At 69.1% G+C, this 23543-nt stretch carries 25 protein-coding genes and 3 tRNA genes; 22 read left to right on the forward strand and 6 right to left on the reverse strand.

Annotated features, from left to right (window positions below):
* Positions 1 to 103: 103 nt before the first annotated feature.
* Positions 104 to 316 carry a hypothetical protein gene (locus OG254_RS29010; RefSeq protein WP_405587333.1) on the forward strand — a complete coding sequence of 71 codons (213 nt, stop codon included), beginning with the start codon at positions 104 to 106 and terminating at the stop codon, positions 314 to 316.
* A gap of 31 nt (positions 317 to 347) precedes the next feature.
* On the opposite strand, the gene OG254_RS29015 is transcribed toward OG254_RS29010, so the two are convergent.
* From OG254_RS29015 to OG254_RS29025, 3 genes are all read right to left on the reverse strand, one after another.
* A complete protein-coding gene (locus OG254_RS29015; RefSeq protein ID WP_405587336.1) occupies positions 348 to 743 on the reverse strand; it encodes a nuclear transport factor 2 family protein in 396 nt (131 codons plus the stop codon).
* Between the two features lie 2 nt (positions 744 to 745).
* Complete coding sequence (locus OG254_RS29020) at positions 746 to 1402, reverse strand: SDR family oxidoreductase (protein WP_147995127.1); 657 nt, start codon at positions 1400 to 1402, stop codon at positions 746 to 748.
* A 234-nt stretch (positions 1403 to 1636) separates the two neighbouring features.
* On the reverse strand, positions 1637 to 2899 hold the full coding sequence (locus tag OG254_RS29025) for an amidohydrolase family protein (RefSeq protein WP_147995128.1): 1263 nt from the start codon (positions 2897 to 2899) through the stop codon (positions 1637 to 1639).
* Between the two features lie 229 nt (positions 2900 to 3128).
* Between OG254_RS29025 and OG254_RS29030 the strand changes: the two genes are divergently transcribed.
* The 9 genes from OG254_RS29030 to OG254_RS29070 all read left to right on the forward strand — a co-directional run bounded on the left by OG254_RS29030 (position 3129) and on the right by OG254_RS29070 (position 8405).
* Positions 3129 to 3201 (forward strand) — tRNA-Thr (locus tag OG254_RS29030).
* A 46-nt stretch (positions 3202 to 3247) separates the two neighbouring features.
* Positions 3248 to 3320 (forward strand) — tRNA-Met (locus tag OG254_RS29035).
* An 88-nt stretch (positions 3321 to 3408) separates the two neighbouring features.
* Complete coding sequence (gene rpmG, locus OG254_RS29040) at positions 3409 to 3573, forward strand: 50S ribosomal protein L33 (protein WP_003948671.1); 165 nt, start codon at positions 3409 to 3411, stop codon at positions 3571 to 3573.
* 128 nt (positions 3574 to 3701) lie between these two features.
* Positions 3702 to 4166 (forward strand): MaoC family dehydratase N-terminal domain-containing protein, encoded by a 465-nt coding sequence (locus OG254_RS29045; protein WP_147995129.1) that lies wholly within the window; start codon positions 3702 to 3704, stop codon positions 4164 to 4166.
* A gap of 6 nt (positions 4167 to 4172) precedes the next feature.
* The gene (locus OG254_RS29050; RefSeq protein WP_405587340.1) at positions 4173 to 4601 is read left to right on the forward strand and encodes a MaoC family dehydratase; all 429 of its coding nucleotides are present in this window, start codon (positions 4173 to 4175) and stop codon (positions 4599 to 4601) included.
* 112 nt (positions 4602 to 4713) lie between these two features.
* Positions 4714 to 5277 (forward strand): TetR/AcrR family transcriptional regulator, encoded by a 564-nt coding sequence (locus OG254_RS29055; protein WP_405587343.1) that lies wholly within the window; start codon positions 4714 to 4716, stop codon positions 5275 to 5277.
* A gap of 109 nt (positions 5278 to 5386) precedes the next feature.
* Positions 5387 to 6847, forward strand: a complete 1461-nt coding sequence (locus OG254_RS29060) for an MFS transporter (protein WP_405587346.1) — start codon at positions 5387 to 5389, stop codon at positions 6845 to 6847.
* A gap of 35 nt (positions 6848 to 6882) precedes the next feature.
* Positions 6883 to 7263: a DUF3291 domain-containing protein gene (locus OG254_RS29065; RefSeq protein ID WP_405587348.1), complete on the forward strand. Its 381-nt coding sequence runs from the start codon at positions 6883 to 6885 to the stop codon at positions 7261 to 7263.
* An 86-nt stretch (positions 7264 to 7349) separates the two neighbouring features.
* Entirely contained in the window at positions 7350 to 8405 is a 1056-nt protein-coding gene (locus OG254_RS29070; RefSeq protein WP_405587351.1) for a UDP-N-acetylmuramate dehydrogenase, read from the forward strand.
* Positions 8406 to 8435: 30 nt separating this feature from the next.
* On the opposite strand, the gene OG254_RS29075 is transcribed toward OG254_RS29070, so the two are convergent.
* Positions 8436 to 9068, reverse strand: coding sequence for an NAD(P)-dependent oxidoreductase (locus OG254_RS29075; protein WP_405587354.1), 633 nt, complete (start codon positions 9066 to 9068; stop codon positions 8436 to 8438).
* 149 nt (positions 9069 to 9217) lie between these two features.
* On the opposite strand from OG254_RS29075, the gene OG254_RS29080 reads away from it, so the two are divergent.
* The gene (locus OG254_RS29080; RefSeq protein ID WP_351199108.1) at positions 9218 to 9814 is read left to right on the forward strand and encodes a helix-turn-helix domain-containing protein; all 597 of its coding nucleotides are present in this window, start codon (positions 9218 to 9220) and stop codon (positions 9812 to 9814) included.
* Between the two features lie 48 nt (positions 9815 to 9862).
* Here the strand turns inward: OG254_RS29080 and OG254_RS29085 are convergent, their stop codons facing one another.
* Both OG254_RS29085 and OG254_RS29090 read right to left on the reverse strand, forming a co-directional pair.
* Entirely contained in the window at positions 9863 to 10891 is a 1029-nt protein-coding gene (locus tag OG254_RS29085) for an adenosine deaminase (RefSeq protein ID WP_351199106.1), read from the reverse strand.
* 130 nt (positions 10892 to 11021) lie between these two features.
* On the reverse strand, positions 11022 to 12248 hold the full coding sequence (locus OG254_RS29090) for a pyridoxal phosphate-dependent aminotransferase (protein ID WP_351199104.1): 1227 nt from the start codon (positions 12246 to 12248) through the stop codon (positions 11022 to 11024).
* 283 nt (positions 12249 to 12531) lie between these two features.
* On the opposite strand from OG254_RS29090, the gene OG254_RS29095 reads away from it, so the two are divergent.
* From OG254_RS29095 to rpoB, 11 genes are all read left to right on the forward strand, one after another.
* A tRNA-Trp gene (locus OG254_RS29095) sits at positions 12532 to 12604 on the forward strand.
* 109 nt (positions 12605 to 12713) lie between these two features.
* Positions 12714 to 12995 (forward strand): preprotein translocase subunit SecE, encoded by a 282-nt coding sequence (secE, locus tag OG254_RS29100; protein ID WP_351199102.1) that lies wholly within the window; start codon positions 12714 to 12716, stop codon positions 12993 to 12995.
* Positions 12996 to 13075: 80 nt separating this feature from the next.
* Complete coding sequence (gene nusG, locus OG254_RS29105; RefSeq protein ID WP_351199100.1) at positions 13076 to 13924, forward strand: transcription termination/antitermination protein NusG; 849 nt, start codon at positions 13076 to 13078, stop codon at positions 13922 to 13924.
* Positions 13925 to 14224: 300 nt separating this feature from the next.
* Positions 14225 to 14752: a hypothetical protein gene (locus OG254_RS29110; protein WP_405587358.1), complete on the forward strand. Its 528-nt coding sequence runs from the start codon at positions 14225 to 14227 to the stop codon at positions 14750 to 14752.
* 224 nt (positions 14753 to 14976) lie between these two features.
* Positions 14977 to 15411, forward strand: coding sequence for a 50S ribosomal protein L11 (gene rplK, locus OG254_RS29115; RefSeq protein WP_016645192.1), 435 nt, complete (start codon positions 14977 to 14979; stop codon positions 15409 to 15411).
* An 80-nt stretch (positions 15412 to 15491) separates the two neighbouring features.
* Positions 15492 to 16217 carry a 50S ribosomal protein L1 gene (rplA, locus tag OG254_RS29120; protein WP_405587362.1) on the forward strand — a complete coding sequence of 242 codons (726 nt, stop codon included), beginning with the start codon at positions 15492 to 15494 and terminating at the stop codon, positions 16215 to 16217.
* 131 nt (positions 16218 to 16348) lie between these two features.
* Positions 16349 to 17164: a hypothetical protein gene (locus OG254_RS29125; protein ID WP_405587365.1), complete on the forward strand. Its 816-nt coding sequence runs from the start codon at positions 16349 to 16351 to the stop codon at positions 17162 to 17164.
* Between the two features lie 109 nt (positions 17165 to 17273).
* Positions 17274 to 18125 carry a hypothetical protein gene (locus OG254_RS29130; RefSeq protein ID WP_405587367.1) on the forward strand — a complete coding sequence of 284 codons (852 nt, stop codon included), beginning with the start codon at positions 17274 to 17276 and terminating at the stop codon, positions 18123 to 18125.
* Between the two features lie 282 nt (positions 18126 to 18407).
* Positions 18408 to 18938: a 50S ribosomal protein L10 gene (gene rplJ / locus OG254_RS29135; RefSeq protein ID WP_351199091.1), complete on the forward strand. Its 531-nt coding sequence runs from the start codon at positions 18408 to 18410 to the stop codon at positions 18936 to 18938.
* A 123-nt stretch (positions 18939 to 19061) separates the two neighbouring features.
* On the forward strand, positions 19062 to 19445 hold the full coding sequence (gene rplL / locus OG254_RS29140; protein ID WP_351199185.1) for a 50S ribosomal protein L7/L12: 384 nt from the start codon (positions 19062 to 19064) through the stop codon (positions 19443 to 19445).
* A gap of 581 nt (positions 19446 to 20026) precedes the next feature.
* A complete protein-coding gene (rpoB, locus tag OG254_RS29145; protein WP_351199089.1) occupies positions 20027 to 23512 on the forward strand; it encodes a DNA-directed RNA polymerase subunit beta in 3486 nt (1161 codons plus the stop codon).
* The last annotated feature ends 31 nt before the right edge of the window (positions 23513 to 23543 follow it).

Consider the following 23543-nt stretch of genomic DNA (forward strand, 5'->3'; position numbering starts at 1 on the left):
GGCTCCGTGCGCACGGGGCAGCGGTGGGGTTCTGCTCGGTTTCGCGTTGGGGGTCGGGCCCGCACCACGCGTCCGACGGCGACGCTAGAGGCACACTGACCCCATGAGCACGCGTCGCAGAAGTTGCCCCGAGTGCCGGCGGGAGATCGCCGTCGTCGCCGGTCGGTTCGCACGGCACGACCCGCCGGGCGCTCGGGAGAGTGCGGAGCTCGTGTCGTGTCCCGGATCACGGCGACTGGCGGAACTCGGTGCCGCGCAGCCCGCGTTGGACGGGTACGTCGTGCCCGACTTCCCCGGCCAGCTTCCGCTGTTCTGAGCGCAAGCGCACCACCTGCGTGGCTCTCAGGTCACGCTGGCGCGCCCTGGCCGCCTGCCCGCACGTCCATCCGCGTGACAAGCCCGTCCTCGTCGAACCGGTAGACATGCTCGATCGTCTCGCGCGCCCATTGATCGCCCGTAGCGTCGCGCGCCCCGGGTCGTACGGTCACCACGACGGCCTCGCCGTCATCGTCCGGGCGCAGCCCCTCCAGCCGTACGAGGGGGTGCCCGGCGGCGAACTGCCGTGCCCAGTACGCCCGTACCGCCTCGTAGCCGTGCAGTCGGACTCCGTCGAGGACGTTCGGCCAGTTCACGTCGGGGGCGAGGCACTGCTGCATGAAGGGCTCCCGCTCGTCCGTCGAGAAGACCTCGTACATGCGGCGCAACAGCGCCTCCCGCGCGGCGGGAATCCCCTGCGCGCCCATCTTCAGTTCCCTGCCACCGACTTCACCGCCACCGCCACCGGAGCCGAGCCGCTGATCAGTTCCAGTGTCAGGCCGTTCGTCGCCGGGGTGTCGAGCAACTCCGCCAGTACTGCGGCCACGTCGTCGCGCGGGATCGGGCCGCGGCCGGTGTGGGCCTCCAGGCGCACCTGGCCGGTTCCGGCGTCGTTCGTCAGCATTCCGGGGCGCAGGATCGTCCAGTCCAGCGCGTCCAGGCCGCGGACGTACTCGTCGGCGGCGCCCTTGGCGCGAAGGTAGACGTCGAAGATCTCGTCGCCCTTGTGCTGCGGGTTCGCACCCATCGACGACACGACCACGAAGCGGCGTACGCCCGCCCGGACCGCCGCGTCGGCGAACAGGACCGCCGCGCCCTTGTCGACCGTGTCCTTGCGGTTCGTCCCGCTGCCCGGACCCGCGCCGGCCGCGAAGACCGCCGCGTCCGCGCCCTGGAGATGGGAGGCGACCTCCTCGACCGAAGCCGACTCCAGGTCCAGCACTACGGGTTCGGCACCGGCCTCCCGCAGATCGTCGCCCTGTTCGGCCTTGCGGATGATTCCCGCGACCTCGTCGCCGCGCGCGGCGAGCAGCTTCTCCAGCCGCAGCGCGATCTGACCATGACCACCAGCGATGACAATGCGCATGATTCCGACCGTACGCCCGGACGGCCGCATCCGCCGCACGACTTCAGCCACGCCTCAGTGCTTTCGAGGCGCGCGCCCCGAATGCGTAAGCGCCGGGCGTGCGAGCCGCGTGCGCTTTCGCGATCGAGCGCCCCTCCATGCGCCCGTCCAAGCGCCCTTCGCGGCCCGCCCGCCTACGCCACCCACCCACACCACCCCGCCTACGCCACCCCTCCTACACCCGCCCACACAGCCTCACGACAACTCCCCCCGCCCCTGCCGAGGCAAGCCCAACTCCGCGGCCACCGCCGAGTTGCAGTACTCCCGCACCGCGCTCGTCCGCGCCACCACGCGCCCCCGGTGCACCACGATGCGGCTGTACGCCAGCGACAACGCGCCCGACAACCGGTCCCCGCGCACCGCCAGCAGTTCGGCCGGGAAGCCCGCCTCCACCCGCACCTCGGGCAGCCCCAGGGCCGCACGCGCCGAGGAGCTCACACAGTCGTACGCGTCCTCGGGGCGCAGCCCATGGCGGGAGGACAGCAGGTACGCGGCCTCCAGCGGGTCCCCGCGGCCGACGGGGTTCGACACGTCCCGCAGGGCGCCGCTTCCGGCGGCGACGCGTACACCGGCGGAGCGCAGTAGCCGTACCGGCGCTGTCGCCCGGCGTTCCACGCCCCCGCAGCCGCCCTGTGGCAGGCACACCACCGTCACCCCGGCCGCGGCGAGCTGGTCCGCGGCCCGGGAGGCCACCTGGGAGGGCAGGCGTCCCAGGCCGCCGCACGGGCCCAGCGTCACGCCGGGGCGCAGACCGCCCGCCATCGCGGCGACGCGGGACAGCCGCGCCGGGTCGGTGGCGTCGGTGTGCAGGTCGACGGGGCAGCCGTGCTCGGAGGCGACCTCCAGGACCGCCTCCACATAGCCCGTCGGATCCGGGTCCAGGTCGGGACAGCCGCCGACCACCGACGCGCCCATCTTCAACGCGTCCCGCAGCATCGCGAGCCCGTCGGCCCCGGCCACGCCGGTCAGCAGCCGCGGCATCGCCACCGTCGTCAACTCGGTGAGCCCGCGCAGCGAACGCCGTGCCTGCTGGACGGCGCCGAGCGCGTTCAGCTCCTGGATCTCGTCCACGCGTACGTGTGCCCGAAGCGCCGTCGCCCCGTGTCCGAGCTGGAGCAGGGCGGCCTCCGTGGCCCGGCGCTGGACGTCATGGGGGTCGTAGGAGACCGGCCCGCCCTCGTCGGCGGAGAGCGCGGTGTCGCCGTGGGCGTGCGGCTCGGCCGGGGCCGGCAGGAGCAGATAGCCGCCGAGGTCCACGCGCGCGGCGCACGCGCGCGTGCCGCCCGCCAGGCTCCCGGCGGTGCCGACCGCCTCGATGCGCCCGCCGTCCAGCCGTACGTCCACGGTGCGGCCGTCGGTGAGGCGCGCCCCGCACAGCAGCAGAGCACCCGGGTCGGCCGGTCCGGACGAGCCCGACGAGGACGACGAGTGGGGCGGCTGGGGGTGGCTGTCGGGCATCGCACTCCAGAGGCAAGATCACGCAGAGTGAGTCGAGCCTAGGGTGGCGAGGGGGCGTCGGCTCGCAGGAGCGCAATAGTCGTACCGGTGTGGTCCGCCGAACGGGACCCTGTCCGGGGTACCGCGGAGGCGTGCGAGGCGGCTGTGTGGTCCGCCGATCGGCCGCAGGCCGGGGCCGCGAAACGGATTTGGGTGAACGGCGGCTGAGCGTGTAATGTCTTCATCGCTCGCCCCAATAGCTCAGTCGGTAGAGCGTCTCCATGGTAAGGAGAAGGTCTACGGTTCGATTCCGTATTGGGGCTCTGGTGTGGGAGGTTCCCGTCGCTAGGCGGGGACCGATCGCATCACAGCGGTGTAGCTCAGTCGGTAGAGCAAGCGGCTCATAATCGCTGTGTCACCGGTTCAAGTCCGGTCACCGCTACTGACAGTAGCCGATTGTGGGGTCGGTCCTTCGATCGGCTACTCTTTTATGCGTTATACGTCCCATCCGTTCGTCAAGGAGCACTCACGTGGCTGCCACCGACGTCCGCCCGAAGATCACGCTGGCCTGCGTGGAGTGCAAGGAGCGGAACTACATCACCAAGAAGAACCGGCGTAACAACCCGGACCGACTGGAGATGAAGAAGCACTGCCCGCGTTGCAACGCGCACACCGCGCACCGCGAAACGCGATAAATCAGGCTCGTACGCGAGGCCGCCCCCCACAGTGGGGGCGGCCTCGCGTCGTTTCAGGCCCGGTTACCGGTCGGTTCCGCCCGGCAGCCAGCAGGTCAACCGCAGCAGACAGCAGGAGGTACCGAGCCATGGCGCTCGACCAGTCCTTCGTGGGGCGGAGCTATCCGCCCACCGAGCCCTATGAGGTGGGCCGGGAGAAGATCCGTGAGTTCGCGGAGGCCGTGGGGGACACCAACCCGGCGTACACCGACCCGGAGGCCGCCAAGGCGCTCGGTCACCCGGATGTGATCGCCCCGCCGACCTTTGTCTTCTCGATCACCTTCAAGGCAGCCGGACAGGTCGTCGAGGACCCCCAGCTGGGCCTGGACTACAGCCGGGTCGTGCACGGTGACCAGAAGTTCGCCTACACCCGGCCGGTGCGCGCCGGCGACCGGCTGTCCGTCACCTCGACCATCGAGGCCGTCAAGTCCATGGCTGGCAACGAGATCGTGGACATCCGCGGCGAGGTCCACGACGAGGCGGGCGAGCACGTCGTGACCGCCTGGACGAAGCTCGTGGCCCGCGGGGCGGATGCCGAAGAAGGGGAGGGCTGAGCGGCTATGACGGCGAAGATTGCGTACAGTGACGTCGAGGTCGGCACCGAGCTGCCCGCCCAGAGTTTCCCCGTGACCCGTGCCACGCTCGTCCAGTACGCGGGCGCCTCCGGGGACTTCAACCCGATCCACTGGAACGAGAAGTTCGCCAAGGAGGTCGGGCTGCCGGACGTCATCGCGCACGGCATGTTCACCATGGCCGAGGCGATCCGTGTGGTCACCGACTGGACCGGCGACCCGGCGGCGGTTGTCGAGTACGGCGTCCGGTTCACCAAGCCGGTCGTCGTGCCGAACGACGACCAGGGCGCCACGATCGAGGTCAGCGGCAAGGTCGCGGCCATGCTCGACGACAACAGGGTCCGTGTGGACCTGACCGTGGTCAGCGAGGGCCGCAAGGTGCTCGGCATGTCGCGGGCGGTCGTACAGCTCGCGTGAACGGCACGCGCGTGCCGTGAGGTAAGGGGCGTTCTCCATGGTGGGGCGCCCCTTACGTGTTCCTGCCGGCACCCTGTTGACTAAGTTAGTGATTGAGTACTAACTTAGCTATATGGTCAGGATGAGTGCAGAGGAGAGGCGCGAGAGCGTCATCCGTGCGGCGATGACCGAGTTCGCCCGCGGCGGCTACTACGGCACCTCCACCGAGGCGATCGCCAAGCGGGTCGGTGTCTCGCAGCCGTATCTCTTCAGGCTCTTCCCGGGCAAGAAGGCGATCTTCCTCGCGGCGTCCCGACGCTGCGTGGAGGACACCATCCGGATGTTCGAGGAGGCCGCCGAAGGGGTGGAGGGCGAAGAGGCCCTGCACGCCATGGGTGCCGCCTACCGGAAGGTCGTCTCGGAGCAGCCCGAGCAGCTGATGATGCAGATGCAGATGTACCTCGCCGTGGCGGCCGCCGAGCAGGAGGGTGACCACGAGTTCGGCGAGGCGGTGCGGGCCGGCTGGACCCGCCTGTGGGACACCGTCCATCTGCCGCTGGGGGCCGACGTCGGTCAGACGACGACCTTCATGGCGTACGGGATGCTCATCAACTGCCTGGTGGCCATGGGCTTTCCGCCGGATCACCGGGTCTGGGCGGGGATGGACCTGACAGGGCGGGACGAGGAGCGGGAGTAGGAGCGGGGTGGCGAGGGTCGCCCTGCCTTTTTATGAACGCCAAAGTTAGTGATCAATAACTATCCGCGAACTACTCGTTCAAGCGGAATGCATCACCCCAGGGGAAGCGATGTCACACCACACCGATCAGAACGCGCGGACAGCCCGCCCGGGCGGGGCCGTATGGGCCCTCGTCATCACCAGCGTCGCCGGGTTCATGGCCGCGCTCGACAACCTCGTCGTCACCACCGCACTGCCCTCCATCCGCAAGGACCTGGGTGGAGCGCTGCATGACCTGGAGTGGACGGTGAGTGCGTACACACTCACCTTCGCCGTCCTGCTGATGTTCGGCGCGGCCCTCGGCGACCGTTTTGGCCGTCGCCGGCTCTTCCTCGTCGGCATCTCGATCTTCACCGTGGCCTCCGCCGCCGCGGCCCTCGCGCCCGGCATCGACTCCCTGATCGCCGCCCGCGCGGTGCAGGGCGCCGGCGCGGCGATCATGATGCCGCTGACGCTGACCCTGCTGACCGCGGCCGTGCCCGTGGCCAAGCGCGGGATGGCGTACGGCATCTGGGGCGCCGTCAACGGGCTCGCGATCGCATCCGGGCCGCTCATCGGCGGTGCCCTCACCGAACACATCTCCTGGCAGTGGATCTTCTGGCTGAACGTTCCGCTCGGCCTCGCCCTGCTGCCGCTCGCCCGCCTGCGCCTCGCCGAGTCGCACGGCACCGGCGCCCCGCTCGACATCCCCGGCACCCTGCTCGCCAGCGGTGGCCTGTTCGGGATCGTGTACGGCCTGGTGCGCGGCCCGGCCGACGGCTGGACCGGACGTCTCGTCCTGACCGGCCTGTTCGCCGGCGGCGCGCTCCTCGTCGGGTTCGTCCTGTACAGCACCCGCGCCAAGAACCCGATGCTGCCGATGCGGCTCTTCCGCTCCCGGGCCTTCTCCGGGATCAACGCCGCGAGCATGCTGATGTTCCTCGGCATGTTCGGGTCGATCTTCCTGCTCAGCCAGTACATGCAGGGCGTGCTCGGCTACTCGCCGACCGAGGCGGGGCTGCGGATGCTGCCGTGGACCGGCATGCCGATGCTCGTCGCGCCGATCGCCGGGATCCTCGCCGACCGCATCGGTGGCCGGCCCGTCGTCGCCACCGGACTGTTCCTCCAGGCCGCCGGCCTCGCCTACCTGGCGTCCGTGGTCACCGTCGACGTCTCCTACGCCGCCCAGCTGCCCGGCCTGATCATCAGCGGCGTCGGCATGGCCCTGTTCTTCGCCCCGGCCGCCCACCTGGTCATGTCCAGCGTCCGGGCCTCGGAGCAGGGCGTCGCCTCCGGCGCGAACAACGCCCTGCGCGAGGTCGGCGGCGCGCTCGGCATCGCCGTCATGGCGTCGATCTTCTCCGTACAGGGCGGCTACGAGACCGGCCAGACCTTCGTCGACGGCCTGCAGCCCGCCCTGGTCACTGGCGCCGCGGTCGTCGCCGTCGCCGGCCTCGCGGCCCTGGTGATCCCGTCGCGGCGGCGTGGCGGCGCGGCCGCGGGCCCGACCGAGCAGGCATCGGAGCCCGTGCTGGAGACGGCAGCGCACTGACCGCCGGCCGACCCCCGAAACCATGAGGAGGAATCATGCCCACCCTTCCCTGGACCGTCCCGAACCCCGCACCGCACGGCACCGAGGTGCATGTCTTCGCCTCCCGCTTCGAGACCCACACCCTCTGGGGAGCGCTCCGCTTCCTCGCCCGTACGCCGGGCGTGTGGCGGCAGGTGAGCCGGGCGCCCGGCGCGTACGGGGCCTCCCTGAAGGCCGAGCCCTTCAAGCGGACCTTCTGGACGCTGTCCGCCTGGGAGTCGCCCGCGGCGCTGAAGGACTTCGCCCGCTCGGGCACCCACGCCCCGACCTCGCGAGGTCTGTCGGCCCAGATGCTGGACGCGAAGTTCGCCACCTGGCAGGTGTCGAGCGACGAGCTCCCGCTCGACTGGACGGAGGCGTTCCGACGGCTGACCTGAACGGCACGCGCGCGTGGAGCGCGCATCGGCCCCGGCACTCCACAGGGGTGCCGGGGCTGTCGGTGCCGTCTCGTAGTCTTGAGCGCGTGCAGGAACTCCACGACGCTCCCCTCGCCCCCTTCACCACCTTCCGGCTGGGCGGCCCCGCCACCCGCCTGGTCACCGCCACCACCGACGCCGAGGTGATCGACGCGGTGCGCGAGGCCGATGCCGCCGGGACCCCGTTGCTGCTCATCGGCGGCGGATCGAACCTGGTCATCGGCGACAAGGGCTTCGCGGGCACCGCACTCGTCATCGCCACGAAGGGCTTCGAGCTGGACGGCACCGCGCTCGAACTGGCCGCCGGCGAGGTGTGGACCGAAGCCGTCGCCCGCACCGTCGAGGCCGGGCTCGCCGGGATCGAGTGCCTCGCCGGAATCCCCGGCTCCGCGGGCGCCACGCCGATCCAGAACGTCGGAGCCTACGGCCAGGAAGTCTCCTCGACGATCACCGAGGTGATCGCCTACGACCGCCGGACCGGCGAGACGGTCGTCATCCCGAACGCCGACTGTGGCTTCTCCTACCGCCACAGCCGCTTCAAGGCCGACCCCGAGCGCTACGTCGTCCTGCGCGTCCGCTTCCGCCTGGAGGACGCCGACGGGCTCTCCGCCCCCGTCAAGTACGCCGAGACGGCCCGCGCCCTCGGCGTCGAGGTGGGCGACCGCGTGCCCCTGGCCACCGCTCGAGAGACGGTGCTGAAGCTGCGTACCGGCAAGGGCATGGTCCTGGACCCCGAGGACCACGACACCTGGTCGGCCGGATCCTTCTTCACCAACCCGATCCTCACCGACGAGCAGTTCGCGGCGTTCCACGCGCGCGTGCGTGAGCACCTCGGCGAGGGCGTCGCGCCGCCCGCCTACCCGGCAGGGGAGGGGCGCACCAAGACCTCCGCGGCCTGGCTCATCGACAAGGCCGGCTTCACCAAGGGGTACGGCACGGGCCCCGCCCGTATCTCCACCAAGCACACCCTCGCCCTCACCAACCGCGGTGAGGCGACCACCGAGGACCTCCTCGCGCTCGCCCGCGAGGTCGTCGCCGGTGTGCGTGAGACCTTCGGCATCACGCTGGTCAACGAGCCGGTGACGGTCGGCGTCAGCCTGTAACCCCGTCTCGCCGGGTCCTTCGGGCGGCCCTCAGTAGGCGACGCCCACGCCCTGCTTCACCGTGGCCGGGTCGCCGACCGCCGCCAGCATGGCGTGCGCCACATCGGCGCGCCCCAGGAAGCGGCCCCGGACCGGGAACCCGCCCACGACCTTCCGGTACGAGCCGGTGAGCGGCTTGTCCTGAAGGCGGGGCGGCCGTACGGCCGTCCAGTCCGTGGCGCTGCGGGCCAACTCCGCCTCCATCTCGCGCAGATCGGTGTAGATGTCCTTGAGGACGGCCGAGACGATGCCGCGCACCGCCCGGTCGGCGAACCCGTCGCCCTCCGGTTCGGGGCCGACCGGCGCCGCGCTCACCACGACCAGCCGCCGCACCCCCTCGGCCTCCAGGGCACCGAGCACCGTACGCGTCAGACGCGCCGCGATCCCGGCGTCCTTGCGGCTGCGGGCGCCGAGCCCGGACAGCACCGCGTCCCGTCCGGCGACGGCGGGGCGCAAGGCCTGCGGGTCGGTCAGATCCGCGCGGAACACCTCCAGACGGTCCCCGGTGACGGGGAAGCGGGCAGGGTCCCGTACGACGGCCGTGACCTCGTGACCGGCGTCCAGCGCCTGGCGGACGATCTCCTTGCCGATGCCTCCGGTGGCACCGAAGACGGTGAGTTTCATGAGGTCTCCCGTGTGGGTGAGAAGTGATGGGTGAGAAGGGATGGGTGAGAACTGATGGGTCAGAACTTGGTGGGTGAGTATTCACTCACCCCCTTCTCCTCTAGAGTGAGTAAGTACTCACCCACCCGTCAAGGGCGATTGGAGACTTCATGGAAAACCGACCCACCCGCGTTCGACTGCTCGACGCCGCCCACGACCTGATGCTCACGGTCGGGCTGGCACGGGCCACGACGAAGGAGATCGCGCGGGCGGCCGGGTGCTCCGAGGCGGCGCTGTACAAGCACTTCGCGAGCAAGGAGGAGCTCTTCATCCAGGTGCTCACCGAGCGGCTGCCCCCGCTCCGCCCGCTGCTCAGCGGCCTCGCGGCCGAGCCCGGTCGGCACTCCCTGGAGGAGAACCTCACCGAGATCGCCCGCCAGGCCGCGCTGTTCTACGAGCAGAGCTTCCCGATCGCCGCCTCGCTGTATGCGCAGACCGAGCTCAAGCGGCGACACGACGAGGCCGTACGGCAGATGGGGGCGGGCCCGCACGTGCCGATCCAGGAGCTCGACACCTACCTGCGGGCCGAGCAGGAGAGGGGCCGGGTCCGTACGGACGCGGACACGTTCGCGGCGGCGTCGCTGCTGATGGGGGCCTGCGCGCAGCGGGCGTTCGCCTATGACGCGACCAGGGAGGCGGTGCGGCCGCCGGTGGACGAGTTCGCCGCCCGGCTGGCCCGCACGCTGCTCGCCGGGATCGCCGACTGACCGGCCGACGCCGTCGGCCGAATCGCCCGCGTCGCCGACCGGCGGGGCCTAGGCGAGCCAGTCGTCCACCCCCGCCAGCAGCTTGCCCTTCATCTCCTCCGGCGCCGCCGACGCGCGCACCGACTGCCGGGCCAGTTCCGCCAGCTCCTCGTCCGTGAAGGCGTGGTGGCGGCGCGCGAGGTCGTACTGGGCGGCGAGACGCGAGCCGAAGAGCAGGGGGTCGTCGGCGCCGAGGGCCATGGGGACGCCGGCCTCGTACAGGGTCCGCAGCGGGATGTCCTCGGGCTTCTCGTAGACGCCGAGGGCGACGTTCGAGGCGGGGCACACCTCGCAGGTCACGCCCTTTTCGGCGAGGCGCTTCAACAGCCGCGGGTTCTCGGCCGCCCGCACCCCGTGGCCGATCCGGTTCGCGTGCAGGTCGTCCAGGCAGTCCCGGACCGAGGACGGGCCGGTCAGCTCGCCGCCGTGCGGGGCCGACAGCAGGCCGCCCTCGCGGGCGATGTGGAAGGCGCGGTCGAAGTCCCTTGCCATGCCCCGGCGTTCGTCGTTCGACAGCCCGAAGCCGACCACGCCCCGCTCGGCGTACCGCACCGCGAGCCGCGCCAGCGTGCGGGCGTCCAGGGGGTGCTTCATCCGGTTCGCGGCGACCAGGACGCGCATCCCGAGGCCCGTGTCCCGCGACGCCGTCTCCACCGCGTCCAGGATGATCTCCAGCGCCGGGATCAGACCGCCCAGCCGGGGGGCGTACGACGTCGGGTCGACCTGGATCTCCAGCCAGCCCGAGCCGTCCTTGATGTCCTCCTCCGCGGCCTCCCTGACCAGCCGCTGGATGTCCTCCGGCCGCTGCAGGCACGAGCGTGCCGCGTCGTACAGCCGCTGGAAGCGGAACCAGCCGCGCTCGTCCGTCGCCCGTAGCTTCGGCGGTTCCCCACTGGTCAGTGCGTCGGTCAGCGCCTCGGGCAGGCGCACACCGTATTTGTCGGCCAGTTCCAGCAGGGTCGCCGGCCGCATCGAGCCGGTGAAGTGCAGGTGCAGATGGGCTTTCGGCAGTTCAGAGACATCACGTACACGCTCCATTCCAGGATCCTGCCGCACGTCCGCACCGTCCCGGTAGCGGTTTCCCCTTTAGTGGTCTTGCTCGCACAAACAAATGGGGGCACCACTTCCGGAAATCCGGAGGTGGTGCCCCCATGGCAGGAGGCGGACGTCAGTCCCTGGCCTCCGCCAGCAGCTTCTGGATCCGGCTCACGCCCTCGACGAGGTCCTCGTCACCCAGCGCGTACGACAGCCGCAGATAGCCAGGCGTGCCGAAGGCCTCACCTGGGACGACCGCGACCTCGGCCTCCTCCAGGATCAGCTCGGCCAGCTCGACGCTGCTCTGCGGGCGCTTGCCGCGGATCTGCTTGCCGAGCACGGCCTTCACCGACGGGTACGCGTAGAAGGCGCCCTCGGGCTCCGGGCAGAGCACGCCGTCGATCTCGTTGAGCATCCGCACGATCGTCTTGCGGCGGCGGTCGAAGGCCTCGCCCATCTTCGCGACGGCGTCCAGGTCGCCGGAGACGGCGGCGAGGGCGGCCACCTGCGCCACGTTCGAGACGTTGGACGTCGCGTGGGACTGGAGGTTGGTCGCGGCCTTCACCACGTCCTTCGGGCCGATGACCCAGCCGACCCGCCAGCCCGTCATGGCGTACGTCTTGGCGACACCGTTGACCACGATGCACTTGTCGCGCAGCTCGGGGAACAGGCCCGGCAGGGAGACCGCGGCGGCGTTGCCGTAGACCAGGTGCTCGTAGATCTCGTCCGTCAGCACCCACAGGCCGTGCTCGAGGGCCCAGCGCCCGATCGCCTCGGTCTCGGCCTCGCTGTAGACGGCGCCGGTCGGGTTGGACGGCGACACGAAGAGGACGACCTTCGTCTTCTCCGTACGGGCAGCCTCCAGCTGCTCCACGGAGACGCGGTAGCCGGTGGTCTCGTCGGCGACGACATCGACCGGGACACCGCCGGCCAGGCGGATCGACTCCGGGTACGTCGTCCAGTACGGCGCCGGGACGATGACCTCGTCGCCCGGGTCGAGGATCGCGGCGAAGGCCTCGTAGATGGCCTGCTTGCCGCCGTTGGTGACGAGGATCTGCGAGACGTCCGGCTCGTAGCCGGAGTCGCGCAGCGTCTTCGCGGCGATCGCGGCCTTCAGCTCGGGCAGACCGCCGGCCGGGGTGTAGCGGTGGTACTTCGGGTTCTTGCAGGCCTCGATGGCGGCCTCGACGATGTAGTCCGGGGTCGGGAAGTCGGGCTCACCGGCGCCGAAGCCGATCACCGGACGCCCGGCGGCCTTGAGGGCCTTGGCCTTGGCGTCCACGGCGAGGGTGGCGGACTCGGAGATCGCGCCGACTCGGGCGGAGACCCGGCGCTCGGTCGAAGGGGTTGCAGCGCTCATGGGACCCATCGTTTCAGACCGGAAACGCGGGCGGCACGCGGGTTTCACGGACTGAACACCGGCTGAACATCCGTCCGGATCGGGCCCCCGGCCTGGGCGATCTTGCGTCGAGGCCCTGTTCGGCGCCCGTCGATCTTTCGTGTATCAAGTCCCTGGCGGGCACTTTCTGTTCGACGGCGCGCCCAGGACCACGTACACTCTCACCTCGTTGGCCTTCAGCAGCCGCACTCGAACGGTGCACAGCGAGCACTCGCCCGGATGCGGTACGTTGGGGGACACACAAAGGGTCGTAGCTCAATTGGTAGAGCACCGGTCTCCAAAACCGGCGGTTGGGGGTTCAAGTCCCTCCGGCCCTGCTACACACACCATCGCCAGGATGTGTGCGCATGTACGTACAGTATTGCAACGCCGTGCGGCTCGGTCCGGGCGCGGCACGGCCACGACCCGGGATTCAGGTGAGGACGAATGGCGGACGCCGTGGGCTCCATCGACACGCCTGACGCCCAGGATGAGGCGCAGGAGAAGAAGGCCCGCAAGGGTGGCAAGCGCGCGAAGAAGGGTCCGCTGAAGCGGCTTGCCCTCTTCTACCGCCAGATCGTCGCGGAGCTCCGCAAGGTCGTCTGGCCGACGCGCAATCAGCTGACGTCGTACACCACCGTGGTGATCTTCTTCGTCGCCATCATGATCGGCCTGGTGACCGTGATTGACTATGGGCTCGACCACGCCGCCAAGTACGTGTTCGGCTGAGCCGAGAGCGAAGGGCGCCGTGGTTACCGGCGCCCCTTTTCGCATGTTCCACCCCTTGTATCCAGGAAGAAGCAGCCACCGTGTCTGACCAGAACCTGAACCACGCCGTCGAGCCGGACGAGTCCGTGGAAGACGAGCTCGACATCGTCGAGGGCGCGGACGAGGACCTGGACGAGGTCGAGGCTGCCGATGCCGAGGCGGGCGAGCCGGCCGAAGAGGCCGCGTTGCACGTCGAGGACGCCGAGGACGCTGACGAGTCCACCGAGGAAGAGGCCACCGACGAGGAGGCCGCCGACGAGGAGGCCGAGCCGGTCGACCCCGTCGCCGCCCTGCGCGAGGAGCTGCGCACGCTTCCCGGCGAGTGGTACGTCATCCACACCTACGCCGGTTACGAGAACCGCGTGAAGACGAACCTGGAGCAGCGCGCCGTCTCGCTGAACGTCGAGGACTACATCTTCGCGGCCGAGGTGCCGCAGGAAGAGGTCGTCCAGATCAAGAACGGCGACCGCAAGACGATCAAGCAGAACAAGCTCCCGGGTTACGTCCTGGTCCGCATGGACCTGACCAACGAGTCCTGGGGCGTCGTCCGCAACACCCCCGGCGTCACCGGCTTCGTGGGCAACGCCTACGACCCGTACCCGCTGACCCTGGACGAGATCGTCAAGATGCTCGCCCCGGAGGCCGAGGAGAAGGCCGCCCGCGAGGCCGCCGAGGCCGAGGGCAAGCCCGCCCCGCAGCGCAAGGTCGAGGTCCAGGTCCTGGACTTCGAGGTCGGCGACTCGGTCACCGTCACGGACGGTCCGTTCGCCACGCTGCAGGCCACGATCAACGAGATCAACGCCGACTCCAAGAAGGTCAAGGGCCTGGTGGAGATCTTCGGCCGCGAGACGCCGGTCGAGCTCTCCTTCGACCAGATTCAGAAGAACTAGCGGCACAGCAGCTCTCACGAAGGGCCTCCCGACCGGCGGTTTTCCGCTGGTGGGAGGCCCTTTCGTCGTATACGTCGTCGCTCGCGCCGAACGTATCCGGCCAGCTGTCCCCAATAAATGTGTGCTGCACCACAACCATCGGGCGCCTCCGCCGGTCTGACTTGATGACCGAAACGCGTGGACAGCGTTCTTCATGGTGTTCTCAAGCTCTTTGTGGCGATTCGCCCTGGGCTGCGCGCTGCCCGCGTGGGCAATCGGTACCCGTCGAGTCAGTCACCAAGAAGTAGGGGGAACTTCCTCATGCGTGCTCGCACCATCCTGGTCGTGGCGGCCGCGTCCGCCTGTGTCCTCGTGCCGACGACCTCCGCCGTCGCCGGCACGGGCCCCGCCCCGTCGCCCAACAAGCAGAACCTGACCGCCCGTTCGGCCGCCCCGTCGGAGGCGGGCAACCCGCTGAGCACCAAGGCGCAGGCGGCCGGGGTCTGTTCCGACGCCTACCAGATCGGCGCCACCGCCTACATCAACCGAGGCGGCGCGCACGTGGCCTCGGTGAAGCAGTTCTACTCGCCCAGGTGCAAGAGCAACTACGGCTATGTCTGGGTCTGGCAGAGCTTCCGCGACAAGATCAAGGACTACGACGTCAGCACCGGCGTCTACAGCTACGCCCGTGACGAGATCGTGGGCCAGGACTGGTGGAACGCCACCAACAGCCAGGAGTTCTGGTCCCTGCCCGCCGACACGGTGAGCGAGTGCACGGCGGCCATCGGCACCCTGCGCGCTCCCGGCGACCCGGTGCCGGGCCAGGCCACCACGGCCAAGCGCTGCTGACCCCGTCCCGCCCCCTGAGTCCCGGCCGTCGCGCGGCGGCCGGGACTCGCCTTGTCCGGGGTCTGCGCGGCCGGGCGCCTGAGCTGCCGGTTTTGGCCCTGACGCGTTTCCCGTTATCGTTGTGCGGTATGCCTCCATCCGGATGATCCGGACGTCCACCGTTCCAGGTGGCCAAGCGGTACGGATGGCGGCGGAACACCTCTCACTAAGGACCCGGAGAGAGCATGCCTCCCAAGAAGAAGAAGGTCACGGGGCTTATCAAGCTCCAGATCCAGGCCGGTGCGGCCAACCCGGCGCCGCCGGTCGGCCCCGCGCTGGGCCAGCACGGCGTCAACATCATGGAGTTCTGCAAGGCCTACAACGCCGCGACCGAGTCGCAGCGCGGTTGGGTCATCCCGGTGGAGATCACGGTCTATGAGGACCGTTCCTTCACCTTCATCACCAAGACGCCGCCGGCCGCCAAGATGATCCTCAAGGCCGCGGGCGTGGAGAAGGGCTCTGGCGAGCCGCACAAGACCAAGGTCGCCAAGATCACCGAGGCGCAGGTCCGCGAGATCGCCACCACCAAGATGCCCGACCTCAACGCCAATGACCTGGACGCCGCGTCCAAGATCATCGCCGGCACCGCCCGTTCCATGGGCATCACGGTCGAGGGCTGAGCCCAACCCCCCGAAGCAGAAGTGAGTGGCGGGGCCTGCTCGGCCCGGACCACAACTCCTAAGAAACCACAGGAGCAGTAGTGAGCAAGCGCAGCAAGACTCTCCGCGCTGCGGACGCCAAGGTCGACCGGGAGAAGCTCTACGCCCCGCTCGAGGCCGTCCGTCTCGCCAAGGAGACGTCCGCGACCAAGTTCGACGGCACCGTCGAGGTCGCCTTCCGTCTGGGTGTCGACCCGCGTAAGGCCGACCAGATGGTCCGTGGCACCGTGAACCTTCCGCACGGCACCGGCAAGACCGCCCGGGTCCTGGTCTTCGCGACCGGTGACCGTGCTGCGGCCGCGGAGGCCGCGGGCGCCGACATCGTCGGCTCCGACGAACTGATCGACGAGGTCGCGAAGGGGCGTCTGGACTTCGACGCCGTCGTCGCCACCCCGGACCTCATGGGCAAGGTCGGCCGCCTCGGCCGCGTGCTCGGTCCCCGTGGTCTCATGCCGAACCCCAAGACCGGCACCGTGACCCCGGACGTCGTCAAGGCTGTCACCGAGATCAAGGGTGGCAAGATCGAGTTCCGCGTCGACAAGCACTCGAACCTGCACTTCATCATCGGCAAGGCGTCCTTCGACGACACCAAGCTGGTGGAGAACTACGGCGCGGCCCTGGACGAGATCCTCCGTCTGAAGCCGTCCGCCGCCAAGGGTCGCTACATCAAGAAGGCCGCCATCACCACCACGATGGGCCCCGGCATTCCGGTCGACCCGAACCGCACCCGCAACCTCCTCGTCGAGGAGGACCCGGCCGCGGTCTGAGCCAACGGCTCACCAGGCTCGACGACGGGCCCCGCACCCTTCCCGGGTGCGGGGCCCGTCCCCTTTCTCTCCGTCCGTTTGTCAGTGCCCTGGGTTAACGTGCATTCACGGGATTCGCTCAGGGGGGACGGATGACGAGCACGAGGGCGCGCCGATCGGCGCTCTGGGTCGCGCTGCTGACCGCGCTGACGGCCCTGGCCGCCTGCACCTCCTCCGACCGCTCCGAGGGGCGGGACCGCCCGACACCCTCCCGTGCCGTGACGGCCGCCCTGCGCACCGTCGAGCGGTCCACCGACCGGGCCGACTCCGCGCGCGTTCAGTCCACGACCACGGTCGGCTCGGCCCTGTCCATGAAGGCCCACGGCACCCTCGCCTGGCACGACGACCTCACCGGCGCCCTGACGATCACGTACACGGGCGGCACCACGGCCGAGACGATGCGCCGCCTCGGCACCACGTCGATGCAGGCCCGCTATCTCCCCGACGCCTACTACGCGCGCATGGGCGAGGCGTTCGCCGAGAAGGCCGACGGCAAGCACTGGATCAAGTACGCCTACGAAGACCTGGAGCGCCTCGCCGGCAGCTCCGGAGCCGACCTCGCCGACCAGATGCGCGGCACCGCCCCGCACACCTCGGTGAAGCTGCTGCTGTCCTCCACGGACGTGCGCAAGGTCGGTGAGGAGAAGGTGAGCGGCGAGCGCACCACGCGCTACTCCGGCACGGTCCGGGTGGCCGGCGCCACCTCGCAGACCGTCGACATATGGGTCGACGACCGGGACCTGCTGGTCAAGAAGGTCGAGAAGGGCCGCACAGCCACGGGGCAGCTGACCCAGACCGCCTACTACAGCGACTACGGCGTGCAGGCCACGGTCGAGAAGCCGCCGGCCGGGGACACCGCGGACCTGGAGGAGCTGCTGAAGGAAGGGACCCTCGGCGGCACCTCGTAGATCTCGGCGCACAGGTATTCGCAGGACCGCTGCCGCACTCCTGGGCTACGCTCCCGATCTTGCCGTGCGCCGACCCCGCACCGGCCATGTGTTCCTTGGGGGGAATCAATTGAGGCTTTCCGTACGCGCCGCTGCCCGTGCCGCTCTGCCCGCCGCCGCGCTGCTCCTCGCCGGCTGCGGGACGGGATCCGGCGCCGAGCAGCCCGCCGCGGGCTCATCGGCCGCCGACGCCGTCACGCGGGCCGTGGAGAAGACCGAGAGCGTCACGTCGCTGCACTACCGGGTGACCGGACAGTTCCCGGAGCGGGGGCGCATAGCCGACGAGGGGACCGTCCGTACGAAGCCGGTGGTGGCCAGCCTCAGGACGACCAACCTGAGTGGCGAGGAGCGGGGCACGACCGAGCTGCGTCTGGTCGGCGGGGTGTTGTACGGCAGCGCGACCAGCGACATGGTCGCGCGGATCGGCGGCCGGCACTGGATCAGCTACGGCCCGGCCGCGAACTTCACCACGGACAGCGGCCTGCGCATGGACGTCGGCAGCCTGCGCGACCAGGTAGGCCGCAACCCGGCCCGGGAGGCCGCGTTCCTGGCCACCGCACAGGACGTGAAGAAGGTCGGCGACGAGAAGGCCGACGGCACCGACACCACGCACTACGCGGGAACGGCCGCCATCGACGATCTCCGTGCCTCGCTGAAGGAGATCGAGGACAAGGCCACCCGGGAGGGACGCGAGCGCAGTCTCGACCAGTACGACAAGGCGGGCGTGGACGAGCTCACCCTGGACGTCTGGATCGACGGCGACGACCGCGTCAAGCGGGTGCGCACCCAGGGCTTCGGCCGGCACGGTGCGCTCGACCTCACCCTCACCATCCTCGACTACGGCAAGTCCGTGACCGTCCGCGCACCCCGCCCCGACGACACGGCGGACCTGCGCAAGCCGCTGGAGAAGAACGGGAGCTGACGGCCGTAGGGACCGATTTGCCTGACGGCGATCGCGTCCCGTACTCTCCTACAGAAGCCAAAGACCGCTGGTCGTTGCCGTGCGCTCGTCAGAGAGCGCGGTGGCCGAAGGATCCGCTGAACTGCGGACGACCCGCGCAGGTGACCGTGGAAGTGCTCCCGGAGTTCGCTGCTCACGCTACGAATGCCCGGTTGAGCTACGCCCCGTGCGCCTGCGCCGGGGCGTTTCGTTTACCCAGCCCCTTCCGAGCGGTCCCATCACCCGGAAGGAGGCCGACGCTCTATGGCAAGGCCCGACAAGGCTGCCGCGGTAGCCGAGCTGACGGAGCAGTTCCGCAGCTCGAACGCCGCCGTGCTGACCGAGTACCGGGGTCTCACCGTGGCGCAGCTCAAGACGCTGCGTCGTTCGCTCGGTGAGAACGCCCAGTACGCCGTGGTGAAGAACACGCTGACCAAGATTGCGGCCAACGAGGCCGGGATCAACACGCTCGACGACCTGTTCAACGGTCCGACGGCGGTCGCCTTCGTCACCGGTGACCCGGTGGAGTCGGCGAAGGGTCTTCGTGACTTCGCCAAGGACAACCCGAACCTCGTCATCAAGGGCGGTGTCCTTGACGGCAAGGCGCTGTCCGCCGACGAGATCAAGAAGCTTGCGGACCTTGAGTCCCGCGAGGTTCTGCTCGCCAAGCTGGCGGGCGCCATGAAGGGCAAGCAGACGCAGGCTGCTCAGGTCTTCCAGGCGCTCCCGTCGAAGCTCGTCCGCACCGTGGACGCGCTTCGTGCCAAGCAGGACGAGCAGGGCGGTGCCGAGTAACTCGGCTCGCGAAATGACCGCCGCCTGAGGCGCTCCGCCTGAGGCAGAGGTCGTAGCGGGCCGAACGTACGCCCGCCAGACATGTACATCCCGGCACCAGCCGAAATTAGTGGAAGGAAAGCCATCGTGGCTCTCACCCAGGACGAACTGCTCGCCGAGTTCGAGGGCATGACCCTCATCCAGCTCTCCGAGTTCGTGAAGGCGTTCGAGGAGAAGTTCGACGTCACCGCCGCCGCCGCGGTCGCCGTTGCGGGCCCGGCCGGTCCGGCCGCCGCCGCCCCGGCCGAGGAGGAGAAGGACGAGTTCGACGTCATCCTCACCGGCGCCGGCGAGAAGAAGATCCAGGTCATCAAGGTCGTGCGTGAGCTGACCTCCCTGGGTCTGAAGGAGGCCAAGGACCTCGTGGACGGCGCCCCCAAGCCCGTTCTCGAGAAGGTCGCCAAGGACGCCGCCGAGAAGGCCGCCGAGTCCCTCAAGGGCGCCGGCGCCTCCGTCGAGGTCAAGTAACACCTCTCGGTCGAGCACGACCGTCGCGCTTGCTGAAAGCAGCCTCCTGAGGCTGTAACGCAGTCGCACCGAAGAGCGATCATCCATTCGGGTGGTCGCTCTTCGGCGTTCCTGGGGGCGCGGCCACGGTTACCTTGCGCCCGCTACGGCGGGGGGTATGGTGATCTTCATCGTGTCTCCGGGCCGTCCTCGGTTCGGGCATGGGGGCCTTGACGAACCGCACGCAGCGCGCAATTCTCAGGACGCGTCGCCACAAGGATCCGAATCCGAGGCATGGATCGGCGACGAAGAGGGCAGTATCAACCTGCATTGAGGGCAAGCAGGCCGAGGGCGTTGAGAACAACGAGGGTCGCGAAAAACCCGGACTGGACATCAGTGTGCCAAGTGGCTACACTGACCCTTTGCGCTGCCTGTTAGCTGTCCCCTGCCCGTCACCAGGGGCATGCCCTCGCTTGAGCACCGATGACCGGACCATCCCTGACCTGGCCATTCTTTGGTCGGAGAAGGAACCCCCTGTCTCTGTGCGCCGGTGAGGGGCCGGTACGCGCGTAGTGAGTCCGAGCCCTCGGAAGGACCCCCTCTTGGCCGCCTCGCGCAACGCCTCGACCGCGAATATGAACAACGGCGCCAGCACCGCCCCGCTGCGCATCTCCTTTGCAAAGATCAAGGAGCCCCTCGAGGTTCCCAACCTGCTCGCGCTGCAGACCGAGAGCTTTGACTGGCTGCTCGGGAACACCGCCTGGCAGAGTCGGGTCGAGGCGGCTCTGGAGTCCGGTCAGGACGTCCCCACCAAGTCCGGTCTGGAGGAGATCTTCGAGGAGATCTCTCCGATCGAGGACTTCTCCGGGTCGATGTCGCTGACGTTCCGCGACCACCGCTTCGAGCCTCCGAAGAACTCGATCGACGAGTGCAAGGAGCGCGACTTCACCTACGCCGCCCCGCTCTTCGTGACGGCGGAGTTCACCAACAACGAGACCGGTGAGATCAAGTCCCAGACGGTCTTCATGGGCGACTTCCCGCTCATGACGAACAAGGGCACGTTCGTCATCAACGGCACCGAGCGTGTCGTGGTGTCGCAGCTGGTCCGTTCCCCCGGTGTCTACTTCGACTCCTCCATCGACAAGACGTCCGACAAGGACATCTTCTCCGCCAAGATCATCCCGTCCCGGGGTGCCTGGCTGGAGATGGAGATCGACAAGCGCGACATGGTCGGTGTCCGTATCGACCGCAAGCGCAAGCAGTCCGTCACCGTCCTGCTCAAGGCGCTCGGCTGGACCACCGAGCAGATCCTCGAGGAGTTCGGCGAGTACGAGTCGATGCGCGCCACCCTGGAGAAGGACCACACCCAGGGCCAGGACGACGCGCTGCTCGACATTTACCGCAAGCTGCGTCCGGGCGAGCCCCCGACCCGTGAGGCCGCGCAGACGCTGCTTGAGAACCTCTACTTCAACCCGAAGCGTTACGACCTCGCCAAGGTCGGCCGCTACAAGGTCAACAAGAAGCTGGGTGCGGACGCTCCGCTGGACGCGGGCATCCTGACCGTCGAGGACGTCATCTCGACGATCAAGTACCTGGTCAAGCTGCACGCGGGTGAGACCGAGACGGTCGCCGACAGCGGTCAGACGATCGTCGTCGAGACCGACGACATCGACCACTTCGGCAACCGTCGTCTGCGCAGCGTCGGCGAGCTCATCCAGAACCAGGTCCGCACGGGTCTGGCTCGTATGGAGCGCGTCGTCCGTGAGCGCATGACGACTCAGGACGTCGAGGCGATCACGCCGCAGACCCTGATCAACATCCGGCCGGTCGTCGCCTCCATCAAGGAGTTCTTCGGCACCAGCCAGCTGTCGCAGTTCATGGACCAGAACAACCCGCTGTCGGGTCTCACCCACAAGCGCCGTCTGTCGGCTCTTGGCCCGGGTGGTCTCTCCCGTGAGCGGGCCGGCTTCGAGGTCCGTGACGTGCACCCGTCGCACTACGGCCGCATGTGCCCGATCGAGACGCCCGAAGGCCCGAACATCGGTCTGATCGGCTCGCTCGCCTCGTACGGCCGGGTCAACGCGTTCGGTTTCGTCGAGACCCCCTACCGCAAGGTGATCGACGGCCAGGTCACCGACGAGGTCGACTACCTGACCGCCGACGAGGAGGACCGCTTCGTCATCGCGCAGGCCAACGCCGGCCTGAACGACGACATGCGCTTCTCCGAGAACCGCGTCCTGGTCCGCCGTCGTGGCGGCGAGGTCGACTACGTCGCCGGTGACGACGTGGACTACATGGACGTCTCGCCGCGCCAGATGGTGTCGGTCGCGACCGCCATGATCCCGTTCCTCGAGCACGACGACGCCAACCGTGCCCTCATGGGCGCGAACATGATGCGTCAGGCGGTGCCGCTCATCAAGAGCGAGTCCCCGCTCGTCGGCACCGGCATGGAGTACCGCTCCGCCGTCGACGCCGGCGACGTGGTCAAGGCCGAGAAGGCGGGTGTCGTCCAGGAGGTCTCCGCGGACTACATCACCACCGCCAACGACGACGGCACGTACATCACGTACCGCCTGGCCAAGTTCGCCCGCTCCAACCAGGGCACCTCGGTCAACCAGAAGGTCATCGTCAACGAGGGCGACCGGATCATCGACGGCCAGGTCCTGGCCGACGGTCCGGCCACCGAGAACGGCGAGATGGCGCTGGGCAAGAACCTGCTCGTGGCGTTCATGCCGTGGGAGGGTCACAACTACGAGGACGCGATCATCCTGTCGCAGCGCCTCGTGCAGGACGACGTCCTCTCCTCGATCCACATCGAGGAGCACGAGGTCGACGCCCGTGACACCAAGCTCGGCCCCGAGGAGATCACCCGGGACATCCCGAACGTCTCCGAGGAGGTCCTCGCCGACCTCGACGAGCGCGGCATCATCCGGATCGGTGCCGAGGTCGTCGCCGGTGACATCCTCGTCGGCAAGGTCACGCCCAAGGGTGAGACCGAGCTGACGCCGGAGGAGCGCCTGCTGCGCGCCATCTTCGGTGAGAAGGCCCGTGAGGTCCGTGACACCTCGCTGAAGGTCCCGCACGGCGAGATCGGCAAGGTCATCGGCGTCCGCGTCTTCGACCGTGAAGAGGGCGACGAGCTGCCGCCGGGCGTGAACCAGCTGGTTCGTGTCTACGTGGCGCAGAAGCGCAAGATCACGGACGGTGACAAGCTCGCCGGCCGTCACGGCAACAAGGGTGTCATCTCGAAGATCCTGCCCATCGAGGACATGCCGTTCCTCGAGGACGGAACTCCGGTCGACATCATCCTCAACCCGCTGGGTGTGCCGTCCCGAATGAACCCGGGACAGGTCCTGGAGATCCACCTCGGCTGGCTCGCCAGCCGTGGCTGGGACGTCTCCGGTCTCGGTGAGGAGTGGGCGCAGCGCCTGCAGGCCATCGAGGCCGACCAGGTCGCCCCGGGCACCAACGTCGCCACCCCCGTCTTCGACGGTGCGCGTGAGGACGAGCTCGCGGGTCTGCTGGAGCACACGATCCCGAACCGCGACGGCGAGCGCATGGTGCTCCCGACCGGTAAGGCGCCGCTGTTCGACGGCCGCTCGGGTGAGCCTTTCCCGGAGCCGATCTCGGTCGGTTACATGTACATCCTGAAGCTGCACCACCTGGTCGACGACAAGCTGCACGCCCGCTCGACCGGCCCGTACAGCATGATCACCCAGCAGCCGCTGGGTGGTAAGGCCCAGTTCGGTGGCCAGCGCTTCGGTGAGATGGAGGTGTGGGCGCTGGAGGCTTATGGCGCCGCTTACGCCCTCCAGGAGCTGCTGACCATCAAGTCCGACGACGTCACCGGCCGCGTGAAGGTCTACGAGGCCATCGTCAAGGGCGAGAACATCCCCGAGCCCGGCATCCCCGAGTCCTTCAAGGTGCTCATCAAGGAGATGCAGTCGCTCTGCCTGAACGTGGAGGTGCTGTCCAGCGACGGTATGTCCATCGAGATGCGTGACACCGACGAGGACGTCTTCCGCGCAGCGGAGGAGCTCGGCATCGACCTGTCCCGGCGCGAGCCGAGCAGCGTCGAAGAGGTCTGACGGGAGTCCGGCGGGGCCCTCACCCACAGGG

The organism is Streptomyces sp. NBC_01092 (assembly GCF_045039535.1).
In the GTDB taxonomy this organism is placed as follows: Bacteria; Actinomycetota; Actinomycetes; order Streptomycetales; family Streptomycetaceae; genus Streptomyces.